Origin of the sequence: Acutalibacter sp. 1XD8-33 (genome assembly GCF_003612555.1) — a bacterium.
GTDB lineage: Bacteria > Bacillota > Clostridia > Oscillospirales > Acutalibacteraceae > Acutalibacter.
The window spans coordinates 59726-73225 of record NZ_RAZF01000010.1 but is presented as its reverse complement, the minus strand read 5'-3'; the positions used below and the strand labels follow the sequence as shown (position 1 = coordinate 73225).

General features: G+C 58.4%; 9 protein-coding genes. 1 reads left to right on the top strand and 8 read right to left on the bottom strand.

Annotation, left to right across the window (positions count from 1 at the left end; all coding sequences use genetic code 11):
- Positions 1-17: 17 nt before the first annotated feature.
- From D7X94_RS08950 to secA, 6 genes are all read right to left on the bottom strand, one after another.
- Positions 18-974 (bottom strand): type I phosphomannose isomerase catalytic subunit, encoded by a 957-nt coding sequence (locus D7X94_RS08950; protein ID WP_120427374.1) that lies wholly within the window; start codon positions 972-974, stop codon positions 18-20.
- 587 nt (positions 975-1561) lie between these two features.
- Positions 1562-2923 carry a penicillin-binding transpeptidase domain-containing protein gene (locus tag D7X94_RS08945; RefSeq protein WP_120427373.1) on the bottom strand — a complete coding sequence of 454 codons (1362 nt, stop codon included), beginning with the start codon at positions 2921-2923 and terminating at the stop codon, positions 1562-1564.
- Between the two features lie 445 nt (positions 2924-3368).
- A complete protein-coding gene (locus tag D7X94_RS08940; RefSeq protein ID WP_243111237.1) occupies positions 3369-5138 on the bottom strand; it encodes an FtsW/RodA/SpoVE family cell cycle protein in 1770 nt (589 codons plus the stop codon).
- A 33-nt stretch (positions 5139-5171) separates the two neighbouring features.
- Positions 5172-5846 (bottom strand): acyltransferase, encoded by a 675-nt coding sequence (locus D7X94_RS08935; RefSeq protein WP_120427372.1) that lies wholly within the window; start codon positions 5844-5846, stop codon positions 5172-5174.
- 388 nt (positions 5847-6234) lie between these two features.
- Positions 6235-6993: a hypothetical protein gene (locus tag D7X94_RS08930; protein WP_120427371.1), complete on the bottom strand. Its 759-nt coding sequence runs from the start codon at positions 6991-6993 to the stop codon at positions 6235-6237.
- A 16-nt stretch (positions 6994-7009) separates the two neighbouring features.
- Positions 7010-9760 carry a preprotein translocase subunit SecA gene (gene secA, locus D7X94_RS08925; protein WP_120427370.1) on the bottom strand — a complete coding sequence of 917 codons (2751 nt, stop codon included), beginning with the start codon at positions 9758-9760 and terminating at the stop codon, positions 7010-7012.
- A gap of 503 nt (positions 9761-10263) precedes the next feature.
- On the opposite strand from secA, the gene spoVAC reads away from it, so the two are divergent.
- Positions 10264-10707, top strand: a complete 444-nt coding sequence (gene spoVAC, locus D7X94_RS08920) for a stage V sporulation protein AC (RefSeq protein WP_120427369.1) — start codon at positions 10264-10266, stop codon at positions 10705-10707.
- 374 nt (positions 10708-11081) lie between these two features.
- Here spoVAC and D7X94_RS08915 read toward each other — a convergent pair whose 3' ends face one another.
- Complete coding sequence (locus D7X94_RS08915; RefSeq protein ID WP_120427368.1) at positions 11082-11804, bottom strand: PHP-associated domain-containing protein; 723 nt, start codon at positions 11802-11804, stop codon at positions 11082-11084.
- A gap of 122 nt (positions 11805-11926) precedes the next feature.
- Positions 11927-13333: an MATE family efflux transporter gene (locus D7X94_RS08910; protein WP_158590964.1), complete on the bottom strand. Its 1407-nt coding sequence runs from the start codon at positions 13331-13333 to the stop codon at positions 11927-11929.
- Positions 13334-13500: the final 167 nt, after the last annotated feature.

The window sequence follows — 13500 nt, the reverse complement described above, 5'->3', positions numbered from 1 at the left end:
TTACCCCTCCACAAAGATCAAACCTGTGTAGCAGCCAGAGCGCATTTGCCCGTGATTTCGAGCTTTCCCGAACCGGCGGGCACAAACAGGCTGTCTCCAGCCTGAAACTCTACCGTGTTCTCCGAGCCCGCCAGCCTGCCGCCGCCCTCCATGACGATCAGGGAGAGGAAGGAACTGCCGTCCACTTCCACGGCCGCCGCGCCGTCAATTTCATATTTGTCGGTGGTGAAATATTTGCAGGAGGCCAGCCGGGTCCTCGTGCCTCCGGGAATGCTCTGGGCCTCTTCCCGGCGTCCGGAAGTGTCCGAGGGGGTCAGCCGGGAGACTGCCAAAGCCTTCTCCACATGGAGTTCCCGGGGCTTGCCGTCCGCGCCCACCCGGCCGTAGTCGTAGACCCGGTAGGTACAGTTGGAGTTCTGCTGGATCTCGCAGATCAAGATTCCCGCTCCAATGGCGTGGATGGTGCCGGATTCAATAAAAAAAACGTCTCCGGGGTGGACCTCTTCCCGGTTGAGCACCTCTTCCACCGTATTGTCCGCAATCCTGCGGCGAAACTCCTCCTGGCTGATCTCTCGGTTCACGCCGAAATACAGGTACGCGCCAGGCTCACAGTCCATCACGTACCACATCTCGGTTTTGCCGTACTCCCCCTCCACCTTCAGGGCGTACTCGTCGCTGGGGTGCACCTGGATGGACAGGGCCTCCTTGGCGTCGATGAACTTGATCAGCACGGGGAAGTTGTCGAAGGTCCCGCAGTTTTCCCCCAGGACCTCTGGGTGCAGGCGGAAGTACTCCGAAAGCTCCATGCCGTCCAGGTCCCCGCCGGAGATTCTGCTCGGCCCCGCCGGATGGGTGGAGAGCTCCCAGCTTTCCGCCACTCTGTCGTAGTCGCAGGGTTTGCCGTAAACCTCCCGGAGCTTCACGCCGCCCCAGATATAGTCCTTGAACGCCGGGCTCAGTTTCTCGATTTTCATGGATATCCTCCTTTGGTATGTGGTAGGTGCTAATGTGAAATTTGGGGAATTATTTATATGGGAGCTGGATGGGCCCGATGGAGCCGTCCAGATTTCAGCAGGCTGGGTGTGCTCTCGGCTGGTACGCTTGTGCGCTCAGCTGGCTGATTCCGGTTTCCAGGGCTTTGTCCCGCCTGCTCCGCAGTCGGGATAGGGGGGCTCGCCTACCGGTTCGATCGGTTCGCGGCTTGTGTGCAATACTTGGCTTTGCCAAGTATCCGGCACTACGCTCACCCCCCGACGAGGGGTAGTTGGCTCCGAAACTAGGAAACTTTTTCCTCTTGCAAAAAGTTTCCTCTTGGCGCTTTGCGCCAATTCACCTTCAAAAAATGCGCTTCTCAGGTGTTAAGGTCAAGGGCAAGGTCGTGAGGCTCTGCCTCACACTCCGCAACCTTTGAAAAGGTTGATGAAACTTTTACGGTTGTTAGGTTAGCTCGGCAAAACATCAAAACGTTCACGACGAGCAAAGCGAGGAGTGGATAAAAGTTTTTGATCAAACTTTTTTCAAAAAGTTTGCGTGGTGTGGAGCGGAGCTCCACGACCTTGCCCTACGCTGTGAGCTCCGCCAGCACTGCGCTGACCACGCCGCCCGCGTCCCCCAGGCTATTATTGGTATCCTCCACCACCACGGCGAAGGCGATGGGATACTGGGCGTTGTCGCAGAAGCCCACCAGCCAGCAGTTGGGGTCCTGGGTCTCGCCCACCTCGCCAGTGCCGGTCTTGGCGCACACGTTCAGGCCCGCCGGGAAAAAAGAGTCCCCGTAGTAGTTCTCCACATTGCTCCGCATCAGAGCCTTCAGGTTGGCCGCCTGGACGGAGGTCAGAAGGCGGCGGCTGCCGCCGGACCCCAATCCCTCAAAAAGCCCGGAATCCCCTGTCAGCCGGGGCTGAACGTACTCCCCACCATTGGCAACCGCTCCCATCAGCACCATCATGTGGTAGGGGTTGGCAAGGGTCGTGTACTGGCCAATGCCAGCCCAGCCCAGCTGGTTCTGGTTTGAGCCGGAGAGAGGTGCCTCGCTCTTGGCGATCTCAATGCTTCCAAAGCTCAGGCTGGCGTTGAAGCCCAGCTTTTCCGCCGTCTTTTGCAGGTCCGCCGCGCCGATGTCGTTGGCCAGCTTGGCAAAGTATAAGTTGCAGGAGTGGCCCAGGGCCCCCGACAGATCCAATTCCCCGTGCTCTCCCAGACAGGTGATATTGCTGCCGCCGATCTCCTCGGAGCCCCAGCAGTCATAGGTGAGGCTGCTCCAGGTGTCCGGCCACTTCTCCATGGCCGCGGCGGAGGTCACTAGCTTGAAGATGCTCCCCGGCGTGAAGGAACCGGACAGGGTGTTGTCCAGGTAGACCCCCTCGTAATCCGGATTTTCGCCGATATCCTCGGGCACGTTCTCCGGGTCATAGCTGGGGGCGCTCACCTTACAGAGAATGTCCCCGGTCTTGTAGTTGTAGAAAATCGCCCCGCCGTTTTGGCCGTTCAGGGCGTTGTAGGCCGCCACGCAGGCGTCCTGGTCCACAGTGAGCCGCACGGTGCTGCCCATGCGGTTGAACACGGTGTCGTTCAGGCCGGTGATCAGGTTGTAACCCGTGAGCTTGGTGCGCAGGGTATACTGGGCGCTGGTGCTGATGTACCCGGCGGAATCCCCCACCGTGTGCAGCAGGGCCCGGCGGGCGGTTTCGCTCTCGCTATAGACCCGGCGGCCCTCCTGGGTGGAGGCCAGCACCGCCCCGTCCCGGTCCTGGATCTCCCCTAGGGTGATGGTGGGGTTGTCGTCGTAAATATGGCCGTTATAGGGCTGCATGGCCCACTGCCCCCCGTGGAGCAGCAGGCTGAACACCAGCCAGCCCACGCCCCCCAGAAAGGCGAACAGCAGAATGTAGAGCGCGAAGGACCGGAAACCTACGGTTTTCATAGGCGGACCCCCTTTCTATTTCGTGGAAATGATGGTCTGCGTATGGTTTTGGATGTTTGTACGGGGGCTTTTGGGGTGCGGTGGCGCGTCCAGATTCCAGCAGGCAAGGCGCGCTCTCGGCTGGTACGCTCGTGCGCTCAGCTGGCCTTCTCCGGAACCCAGGGACTTCCCGCCTGCTCCGCAGTCGGGACAGGGGACCCCTTACGTGGGTCCCCTACGCAAAACGTCCCACTGGGACGTTTATGCTACCCCCCCTGCGTTGTTTTCTCAGGTGTTTTAAGGGCAAGACCTTGGGGACGCTGTCCCCAAACCCCTGCAACCTTTGAAAAGGTTGACGAAACTTTTGCCCTGGTTAGCTTAGCGAAAACATCAAAACGTTCACAACGAATGAAATGAGGAGTGACATTACGCGGTCAAAGACTTGGCGAAGCCAAGTCTCAGGCGTCTAGGCCCCTTGCGGGGGTTTGGGGAGAGTTCGCTTTGCGAACTCTTGAGCCCCCGAGGTCTTGGCGCCGTGTGCGCCCGCCCGCCGTACTGCGTAGGTGCGCTCGTCCGAGGCCTTGAGAAAGGCCATCAGCCCCCACACAGAGGCCATGCTGGACCCGCCCGCGCTGATAAAGGGCAAAGTCACCCCGGTGAGGGGCAAAATGTCCGTGACGCCGAACACATTGAGGCAGGTCTGGAAGAGCAGCATCCCCGCCGCCGCGCAGGCCCCGATGGAGAAAAAGGTGGACCGACTGCGGGTCACGTCGCTGCGGGCATAGAGGATGAAGAGGGCGATGGAGAGGATCACCAGAAGGCCCAGCAGAACCCCCTGCTCCTCGCAGAGCAGGCCAAAGACCAGGTCGCTGTCCGCCGCGAAAATGTATTTCAGGCATCCCCGGCCCAGGCCGATGCCGAAGAGCCCTCCGCTGGCCATATAGGTGAGGGTCCGGGTCTGCTGGATACCGGAGTCGTAGGGGTCCTCCCACACATGCCTCCAGGCGCCGAAGCGGTCCGCCACATAGGGCATAAAGGTGAGAATCAGGAACACGCCCAGGGCCGCCGCCGCCAGAATCAGTACAATGGTGCGCACACTGCCCGAACGCATGAAGGCGATAATCAAAAAGGTGGCAAAGAAAATCAGCGCGGTGCCCAGGTCCCGCATGAGGAACAGAAACCCGATGCAGGCCCCGGTAAACACCAGGAATTCCGTGATGTTCTTCTTGGTCTGGAGCCTGTCCAGGGTGGACGTGCCCACAAAGACAAAGGCGATCTTGATGAACTCCGAGGGCTGCACGCTCACCGGCCCGATGCGGATCCAGTTCTTGGAGCCGAACTGGGTGGTGCCCAGAAGCAGGTTCACCACAAACAGGCACAGCGCCCCGATGCCGATGGCCAGGCGGTATTTCGCCACCCGGTCCAGGTCGTTCATGAACCAGATGAGGAAGCAGAAAATCCCCACGCCCAAAATCATGGCAATCAGCTGGGTTCGGGCGGTTCCCAGATCAAAAGCCGCCAGCAGATTGATTCCGATTCCCGAAAGCAGGTAGCCCACTGTCTCAATCTCAAAGCTTACCCGGTGGAGATAGCCGATAGAGTAGGCATAGAGCCCCCAGCCTACCGCCAGCACCCCCAGCTCCGGCAAGAGCAGCTCCGGCTGGAAACCGAGCTTTCCCTCCTCTGCCGTGACGCCCGCCTGAAAGGCTATCAGCAGGTGGACCAGGGTGGCCGTCATCATCAGGCGGAAGGGGGACGCCGCCTCCCGCAGAAGGGTCTGAAAGGCCCGGCGTTTCCTCTCCGGAATCTGGGAGGTATTATATAAGGAAAGGGTGACGCTGCCGAAGGTCATAGCGTCCCCGATGCGCACCAGCGTAGGGCCGCTGATCTTCTTCCCGTTCACCAGCACGCCGCCCTTGGAGCCTGTGTCGCACACCATCCAACCCTCTTCCCGGCGCATGAACACCGCGTGGTCCCGAGAGACCGACCCCACCGGCAGACAGATGTCGCAGCTTCTGCTCCGGCCGATGGAGTTTTCCCAGTAGAGCACGGGAAACCGGGCCCCGGAGCCCTCGTCCAGGAGCATGACCACCGGGTCCCGCCGGCGCTGGCCCCGCTTGAAGGAGGTATAGCTCCGCCAGACCACATATCCGGCCAGCAGGGGTACAATGGCCCGTATAATCAGCAACGCCGCCGGAGCCACGCCGGACTGCAAAAATTCCAGGATATATTCCACGATTCCCTCCATTCCCCCAAAGGCCCGCCCGGCCTACCGGATTTCCACGATTTCTCCCGCGTTTTTATAGATGCTGTTCCCGGGCACGGCCCCCCGCACCATAGAGAGAGGGTACACCCGGCTGTTCCGACCGGCCACCGTGCCGGGGTTCAGCACCGCGCCGCAGCCGATTTCTGCGTGATCTCCCAGGACCGCCCCGAACTTCTTCAGCCCGGTCTCCACCCTGGCCCCATCGGGCAGGCGCACCGTCACCAGGGATTTGTCCTGCTTCACGTTGGAGGTGACGGCCCCCGCCCCCATGTGGGCCTTGTAGCCCAGGATGGAGTCGCCCACGTAGTTATAGTGGGGCACCTGCACCCCGTCGAAAAGGATCACGTTTTTCAGCTCGGTGGAATTGCCTACCACGCAGCCCGCCCCCACCAGAATATTCCCCCGAAGGAAGGCCCCGGGCCGCACCTGTGTTTCCGGCCCGATAATACAAGGCCCGGCGATATAATTGTTGGGGAAAATCTCCGCGCTCTTATGGATCCACACAAACTCCTGGGGGTGGTGGTAGTCCCCGGCGGGCAGGGAGTCACCCAGGGCCTTGACGAACGCCCTGATCTCCGGCAGGGCCTGCCAGGGGTACTCTGTTTTTTCCAAAAGGGTCCGGGCGGCGGTACGGGACAGGTCCAGCAGAGCCGCCGTGGCAAGATTCGCTTGATTCATACACGTTCCTTCTTTCAGAAAATTATAGTTTTTGAGAGTTAATATTTTTATATTTATGGTTATAGGCGCGTGGGTGTGCGCGCAGGCTGATTGCGAAGCACAAGTCCGGGCGGGCGGCTTGGCTATGTGCCTCCGCCCGGCGATGGCTGGGTTCCGATTTCCAGGAAACTTTTTCTCCTGCAAAAAGTTTCCTCTTGGCGCTGCGCGCCAATTTCACCTTCTAAAGAATGCGCTTCTCAGGTGTTAAGGTCAAGACCGTGGGACTCAAGAGTTCGCGAAGCGAACTCTCCCACACCCTATGAGCTTTTGAAGAAAGCAAAGACTTCGCAGAGCGAAGTCTGCAAAACTTTTACCCTGATCAGCTTTGACCGGTCCAACGGGTCTTTCGCTACTTGAACAGCAGCACCGTCTGGTCGATCCTGTCGATTTGGTTCATGTCCAACTGGAGCTCGCCCTCTTTGGTCTGCACAATGTCCAGCGCCACCACAATGCTCTGGGTCTGGAACTGGGGCTCGGCAATCTTCCCTTGACAGCTATCCAGTACCTTGTCGATATATAGCGCGTATGCGTCCACCTTGGGCGGCTCAGGCGTGGGTGCCGGGGTGGGGGTGGCTTCTCCCTCCCCCTCTTCTCCCCATTCGTCATCGTCCCCGTCCTCATCAGGCCCGGGGGTGGCCGCCGGAGTATTGGCAGCGTCGGCCTCCGTCTGGGCCTGGGTACGCAGTTCTTTGAACTCATCCCCCAGTCCCGCCAGATTCACCATCGGCGTCACTTCCACCTCAATATAATAGCCGGCGTCCACCTTCTGTTCTTCTTTCACCGTGTACCGCACAGACCGCAGGGCCTGGCTCATAATGCTCTCCAACCGGGTCATCTGTTCTTCAGTGGGGGAGAGATTGTAGGCGTTGCAGAAGTTCACCGCCGCGTTCTGCACCGTGGTGGTGTTGTTCTGCTTGGCCCCTTCCTGGGTAGCCTGGGTCACATCCATAAACAGCTGGTGGGAATCCCGGTAGCTGCTGTCCAGAAGGGCCTGAATATACCCGGAAACATCGTAATCGTCAAAATCTGCCGACGGCAGAAAATCGCATCCTCCCAGGGCCAGCATCAGTGCCAGGGCCAGCATGGCCGCTCCTATCCTCTTGCCCATCTGTCCAAACCTCCCCTTACTCGTTGCGCCCGCAGCACTTTTTATACTTCAGCCCGCTGCCGCAGGGGCAGGGATCGTTGCGGCCAGGCTTCTTCTCCTTTTTGGCGGGCTGCCGCTTCACCTGCTCTCCTCCCCCGGCTCCGGCGGAAGTCTCCTTTGCCACCTGCTCCCTCTGGGGCGCCTCCTTGGTGCGCAGGCGCACGGTGAGGATGTCCTTGGCCGTGTTCTCCCGGATGGCCGCGATCATGCTGTCGAACATGTCGAAGCCTTCCAGGCGGTATTCCACCACCGGGTCGTGCTGGGCATAGGCTCGCAAGCGGATACCGTCCTGAAGCTGTTCCATGGCGTCGATGTGATCCATCCACTCCCGGTCCACATTCTTCAGCATGACCACCCGCTCCACTTCCCGCATGATCTGCGGAGTAAACTCCTGCTCCCTTTTCTCATACAGGGCCTGGGCCCTCTTCCAGATCTCCTCCTTGGCGAATTCCGGATCCAGATCCTCCACCTCCCGGGAAGTGTAGTTCAGATCCTCCTCCCCCAGGAGCCAGCCCATATAGTGCTCCCGCAGCCCGGCTAAGTCCCAGTCGTCGTGGGGGACGTTTTCCGGCAAAAAGCGCTTCACGTTGTCCTCCACAGCCTCCTCGATCATCTTTAGGATGGCGGATTTCATGTCTCCGCCTTCCAGCACCTGGTCCCGCTGGCCATAGATGATCTGCCGCTGCTTGTTCATCACCTCGTCATACTGAAGCACGTTTTTCCGGATGCCGAAGTTCCGGCTCTCCACCTTCCGCTGGGCGCCCTCGATAGAGCTGGACACCATTCCCGCCTCGATGGGCACATCATCGTCGATTTTCAGCCGGTCCATCATGGCGGAAAGGCGCTCGCCGCCGAAGAGCCGCATCAGGTCGTCCTCCAGAGAAATATAGAACCGGCTCTTGCCTGGGTCGCCCTGGCGGCCGGAACGGCCCCGCAGCTGGTTGTCAATCCGGCGGGACTCGTGGCGCTCTGTGCCGATGATGTAGAGCCCGCCTAGCTTTTTCACCTCTTCGGCCTCGGGGGCGATCTCCTGCTCAAACTCCTTGTTCAGCCGGGCAAACTCTTCCCGGGCCTCCAGGATCTGCGGGTCCTCCGTATGGCTGAAGGCCGTGGCCTCCACTAGGAGTTCCTCGGTATAGCCCTTTTTGCGCATTTCGGCCTTGGCCATAAACTCCGCGTTGCCGCCCAGTACAATATCCGTGCCGCGCCCGGCCATGTTGGTGGCAATGGTCACGGCGCCCTTGCGGCCGGCCTGGGCCACGATCTGGGCCTCCTTCTCGTGGAACTTGGCGTTCAGCACCTGATGCTTCACGCCCCGCTGCTTCAGGAGCTTGCTAAGCATCTCCGACTTTTCGATGGTGATGGTGCCCACCAGCACCGGCTGGCCCTTCCGGTGGTGCTCCACAATGTCCTCGATTACCGCCCGGTATTTGGCCTCGGCGGTTTTATAGACTACATCCGCGCAGTCCTCCCGGATCATGGGCCGGTTGGTGGGGATCTCCACCACATCCAGCCGGTAGATCTCAGAGAATTCCTCCTGCTCGGTCATGGCGGTGCCCGTCATACCGGAGAGCTTTTCATACATACGGAAATAGTTCTGAAAGGTGATGGTGGCCAGGGTCTTGCTCTCCCGGGCTACCTGCACCCCCTCCTTGGCCTCAATGGCCTGGTGAAGGCCCTCGTTGTACCGCCGGCCGTACATCAGCCGCCCGGTGAACTCGTCCACGATAATGACCTCGCCGTCCTTGACCACATAGTCCTGGTCCCGGTGCATGATGCCCCAGGCCCGGATAGCCTGGTTCACATGGTGCTGTATAGCGATATTCTCCGGGTCCGTCAGGTTCTGGATGTGGAAGAACTCCTCGGCCTTTTTCACGCCCCGACGGGTGAGAGAACAGGTGCGCAGCTTTTCGTTGACAATATAGTCGTAGCCCTCATAGAGCTCGTCGTTGTCCGCTTTTTCATCAGTCTCCTTGACCTTCACCAGCCGCAGCCCCCGGGCAAAGGCGTTGGCCCGGTCGTACAGCTCCCCAGCGGCCTCCCCCTGGCCGGAGATGATCAGCGGCGTGCGGGCCTCGTCGATGAGGATGGAGTCCACCTCGTCCACAATGGCGTAGTGGTGGCCCCGCTGGACCTTCCGCTCCTTATAGATCACCATATTATCCCGCAGGTAGTCAAAACCCATCTCGTTGTTGGTGCCATAGGTGATGTCACAGTCGTAGGCGGCCTTTTTCTGCTGGGGGTCCATGCCTGTGAGGGCCAGCCCCACGGTGAGGCCCATGAAGTTGAACACCCGGGCCATCATCTCCCCCTGGTACTTGGCCAGATACTCGTTCACGGTGACGATATGCACCCCCTGGCCGGAAAGGGCGTTCAGGTAGGCGGGCAGGGCCAGGGTGAAGGTTTTGCCCTCGCCGGTTTTCATCTCGGCAATGCGCCCCTGGTGGAGGATCACGCCGCCCTGGATCTGCACGGGAAAGAGTCGCTTGCTAAGCACCCGGTCCATGGCCTCCCGGCAGGCGGCGAAGGCCTCGGGAAGGATATCGTCCAAAGTACTTCCGCTTTTCAGCGCCTCCCGGAACCGGCCGGTTTCGGCCTTCAGGTCCCCGTCGGATAGCCCTCGGTATTTCCCCTCCAGGGCCAGGACCTTATCCACTTGGGGCTGGATGCGTTTCAGCTCCCGCTTGCTGTAGTTGCCAAAGAATTTTGTCAGGATATTATTCGCCATAGTAACTCCTCTCGTCCTCGGAAAGTTTCATATTTATACTTTTTAAAAGTATGTGTTGGCCTCTGGCGGCAAGAGTTCGTTAGACTTCGTCTTACGAACTCTCACCCTGGACTGGACCAAACTTTTACGCTGGTTAGCTGAGTGTGCCAAACCCAAACACATTGCCGGGTCCAGGGGCGGCGTAGCCCCTGGCGGGGTGTGGGACGGAGTCCCACGGCCTTGCCGTAGTACGCGACCTGTGCGTACGAAGGCCACACAGTATTACTACAAAAAAGTATGCTTAATTCCGCAATTAGAAATCTGCTCGGGGAAGCGCAAGGCCTTTCCCGGCGAGGCTTTTGTTTACATTATAGCACGATTTAGGCTAGGATTGCAAGAAACGCAACAGTTTATTTACATTTGTGCAGAGGTTTCCGCCTTTTCCCCGTTTCGCAAGAATAAGTCCGGCTTTCGGAGAGACAATAACCCCATGATGCGATCTTGCGCGAAAGGAAGGAACAACCATGAAAACCATTACCCCGGAAGAATACGCCCAAAGCGTGAAAGCGGCCTCTCCCCCCTCCCCCATTGTAAAGGACTGTACGCTGGCCTTTCTGTTTGGCGGCTTTGTCTGCACAATCGGGCAGGTTTTGTGCAATTTATATCAGAACCTCGGCCTAGAGCTGCCCCAGGCCCGCATGGCCGTCTCCATCAGCCTCATCCTGATTTCTGCCACCCTCACTGCCCTGGGCTGGTATGACAATATCGCCAAACACGCTGGGGCGGGCGTCCTGGTTCCCATCACGGGCTTTGCCAATTCCATGGTCTCCCCCGCAATGGAATTCAAAAGCGAGGGCTTCATCACCGGCCTGGGGGCGAAGCTGTTCACCGTGGCCGGGCCTGTGCTGGTGTTCGGTATTACGGCCAGCGTGGTCTACGGCCTGATCATTTTTATATTTCAGATTTAAGGCAACACCGCACAATTCGCGGCCAGCGCCTTAAATCCTGTCTGAAAAGCCGAAAACACTGTCTTTATTTTCAAACAAGTCCTGACCGTAATAAAGCCCATCTCCTTTGGATGGGCTTTTGATCTATCGTTTTCTTTTGAAAAGTAGCACGCGCTTGTACTGACGGCCATGTCGGCACCTCAGATGCCGTACCCAGTCCACACAGTTCAAAAGGGATACTTTCTGACAGCCACGGCTGTGGATTACGATTGTTTTGCCATAAACAAAGCAAAGACAAACCAGTCAGCCCGCCGCACCGCAAGGTTTTCCCGATTTGTCTTTCTCAAGCGCCGCTTCTAGTTGTACCTTATGTGGAAGCCCCCCGCTTCACGTGCTCAAAACACACAGCTCCTGGCCTCGCCGTCCACCAGAATCTGATAGTCCCTGCTGCGGAGAACTTCTACCAGCTCAGCCCCTGTGCGTACCCGCCTGGGCAGCAGAATTCCCGCACAGCCAATGGCGTCTCCGTCCTTCCGGTGCTCGTCGCCGCCGGAGGTGCCCACCATCCCTCTGGACCGGGCCAGATCTTCCGCCTTCCGGTTTTCCTCCGGATAATTATAAAAATTGAACACCTCCAGCGCGTCATGATACTCTGGGAACATCGGCTGGCTCATGTCAATATACCCCCGGTCCCGGTAGGGGTGTGCCATGGAGACAAATCCCCCCGCCTCATGGACCACGGCGTAATATTCCTTGGGCGGCAGGCGGTGCAGCCCCGGGTGAGCCAGGAGAAACTCCAGGCTGATCCCATAGGTGAGGGCCTCCCTCCCGTTGCCATAGTTGTGTTCCATGCCGAAGAGCACATCGAAGTCTTTGCCCTGGGCCCAATCGGCCGCAGCCTGATAGGCCGCATAGTAACAGGCCATCATCCGCTCCCAAGGCAGAGTGCGGTCCACCGCCGTGTTGCCCAGCAGGAAGTGGTCGGTAATTACAATCCCCGCGTACCCGTGCTCATAATACGCCCGGGCCATATCCTGGGGGGTATCATGGGCGCAGGCGCTGCACCAACAGGTGTGACAGTGAGTTTCATATTGATAGGGATATGTGCTGTTTTCCATACTTTGTTTCCTTCTTTGCTTTAATAATTGTTAGGGCTGGAACCCCTGCCCGCAGAGATGAGCCGGCAGCGCGGCGGCGCAGCATCCCCGGCCGCAAAATTCCTACCATACTGTGCCATATTCTAAGCATTCACCACGTTCTTGGCCCAAATCCCGGATTTCAGCATGATCCCCCCGATAATGGGCTTTAAGCCGTTGTCCACGCACTGGACGAAAAAGAACAGCCAGGGCAGACTCAGCGTAGTGAAACGGCTGAGGATCAGGGCCACCGGCAGGCAGACCGCCAGGGTAAACACGCAGTCAAACAGGAAGGTGATAAAGGTTCTCCCCCCGGAGCGGATGGTGAAATACGCGCAGTTGGTAAAGGCGGACAGAGGCAGGAAAGCCCCGGAAATCATCAGCATCATGGTAGCTAGATGCCGCACGTTGGCCTCGGTATTATAGATCATAGGAATCAAAGGAGCGCAGAGAATCAGCAGCAGCCCCATGCCTACATTTACCGCCACCCCAAAGGCAATGAGCTTGCGTACCGTGCCCTTCGCGCCGTCCATGTCGTTGGCGCCCAACTGTTGGCCCACCAGAATGGCCACTGCGTTTCCCATGGCCATCATCAGCAGGGAAAACAGGTTAAAAGCCGTGCCGTTAATATTGGAGGCCGCCACAGCCGCCAGCCCCCGGGTAGCATAGCAGGCCTGGATCATGGAGACGCCTATGGACCATAGGCTCTCGTTGAGCATCAAGGGGGTTCCTGTAATGGCAATCCGCTTCACAAGAGGCAGAGGCACCCGCAGGCTCTTCAGCGCGCCTTTCATAAAGGAGAACTTGGCCTTGTGCCGGAAAGACTCAAAAATCAGATAGACAGCCTCAATATACCTGGCGATCACTGTAGCCAAAGCAGCGCCCGCCACGCCCATTTGGGGAAAGCCAAAGCTGCCGAAAATCAGCAAGTAATTGAGCGCCAAGTTCACCGCAATGGAAATTACGCTGGCCACCATGGGGATAAATGTTTCTCCTGTATCCTTTAGGACGCTGGAAAAGCAACTGGACAAGGCAAAAGGCAGGAGCCCCCACAGCATGATCCACATATAGCTGCGGGCATATGACAGGGTGGCGGCAATTTCCTCCGGAGTAGAGGCATCCGCGTGAAGGAACAGCATAAAGAAGCTGTCCCCAAAACAGATAAGGGCCAGGATGCCCAGCGCCCCAGCCGCTATGGCAAACAGCAGCCGGAAACGCAGCGTATTCCGCAGGCCTTCCAGATCCCCTTTTCCATAGTACTGCGCCCCAAAAATGGATGCCCCGGACATCCCCCCGAACAGGGTGAGGTTAAAAATAAAGATGATTTGGTTGACGATGGCTACGCCGGACATGGGAGCAGTTCCCAGCCGGCCCACCATCACGTTGTCCAGCAGATTTACAAACTGGGTGATGCCCTGCTGAATCACCATGGGGACCAGTAGGGCAACCACGGACAGATAAAAGGCTTTTGTCCCAATATACCGGTCCGCGATTTTTCTGATTGCGGTCAAACATCTCCCTCCCATTTTCCGAATAAACCCTATTCTACCACAAAACATTCCAGGATTCAATTGGTATTTTGCAAAGAACGCGCTGCCTTCAACAAAGGAAAAAGTTGCCGCAAAAACCTGTTGGGGCGGGCGTCTCCCTAATCAAAAAGCCCTCTTGATTATTTTTC

Excerpts from the sequence above, each read along its gene's own strand:
- D7X94_RS08950 (WP_120427374.1), bottom strand. The coding sequence starts at position 974 with ATGAAAATCGAGAAACTGAGCCCGGCGTTCAAGGACTATATCTGGGGC.
- D7X94_RS08945 (WP_120427373.1), bottom strand. The coding sequence starts at position 2,923 with ATGAAAACCGTAGGTTTCCGGTCCTTCGCGCTCTACATTCTGCTGTTC.
- D7X94_RS08935 (WP_120427372.1), bottom strand. The coding sequence starts at position 5,846 with ATGAATCAAGCGAATCTTGCCACGGCGGCTCTGCTGGACCTGTCCCGT.
- D7X94_RS08930 (WP_120427371.1), bottom strand. The coding sequence starts at position 6,993 with ATGGGCAAGAGGATAGGAGCGGCCATGCTGGCCCTGGCACTGATGCTG.
- secA (WP_120427370.1), bottom strand. The coding sequence starts at position 9,760 with ATGGCGAATAATATCCTGACAAAATTCTTTGGCAACTACAGCAAGCGG.
- spoVAC (WP_120427369.1), top strand. The coding sequence starts at position 10,264 with ATGAAAACCATTACCCCGGAAGAATACGCCCAAAGCGTGAAAGCGGCC.
- D7X94_RS08915 (WP_120427368.1), bottom strand. The coding sequence starts at position 11,804 with ATGGAAAACAGCACATATCCCTATCAATATGAAACTCACTGTCACACC.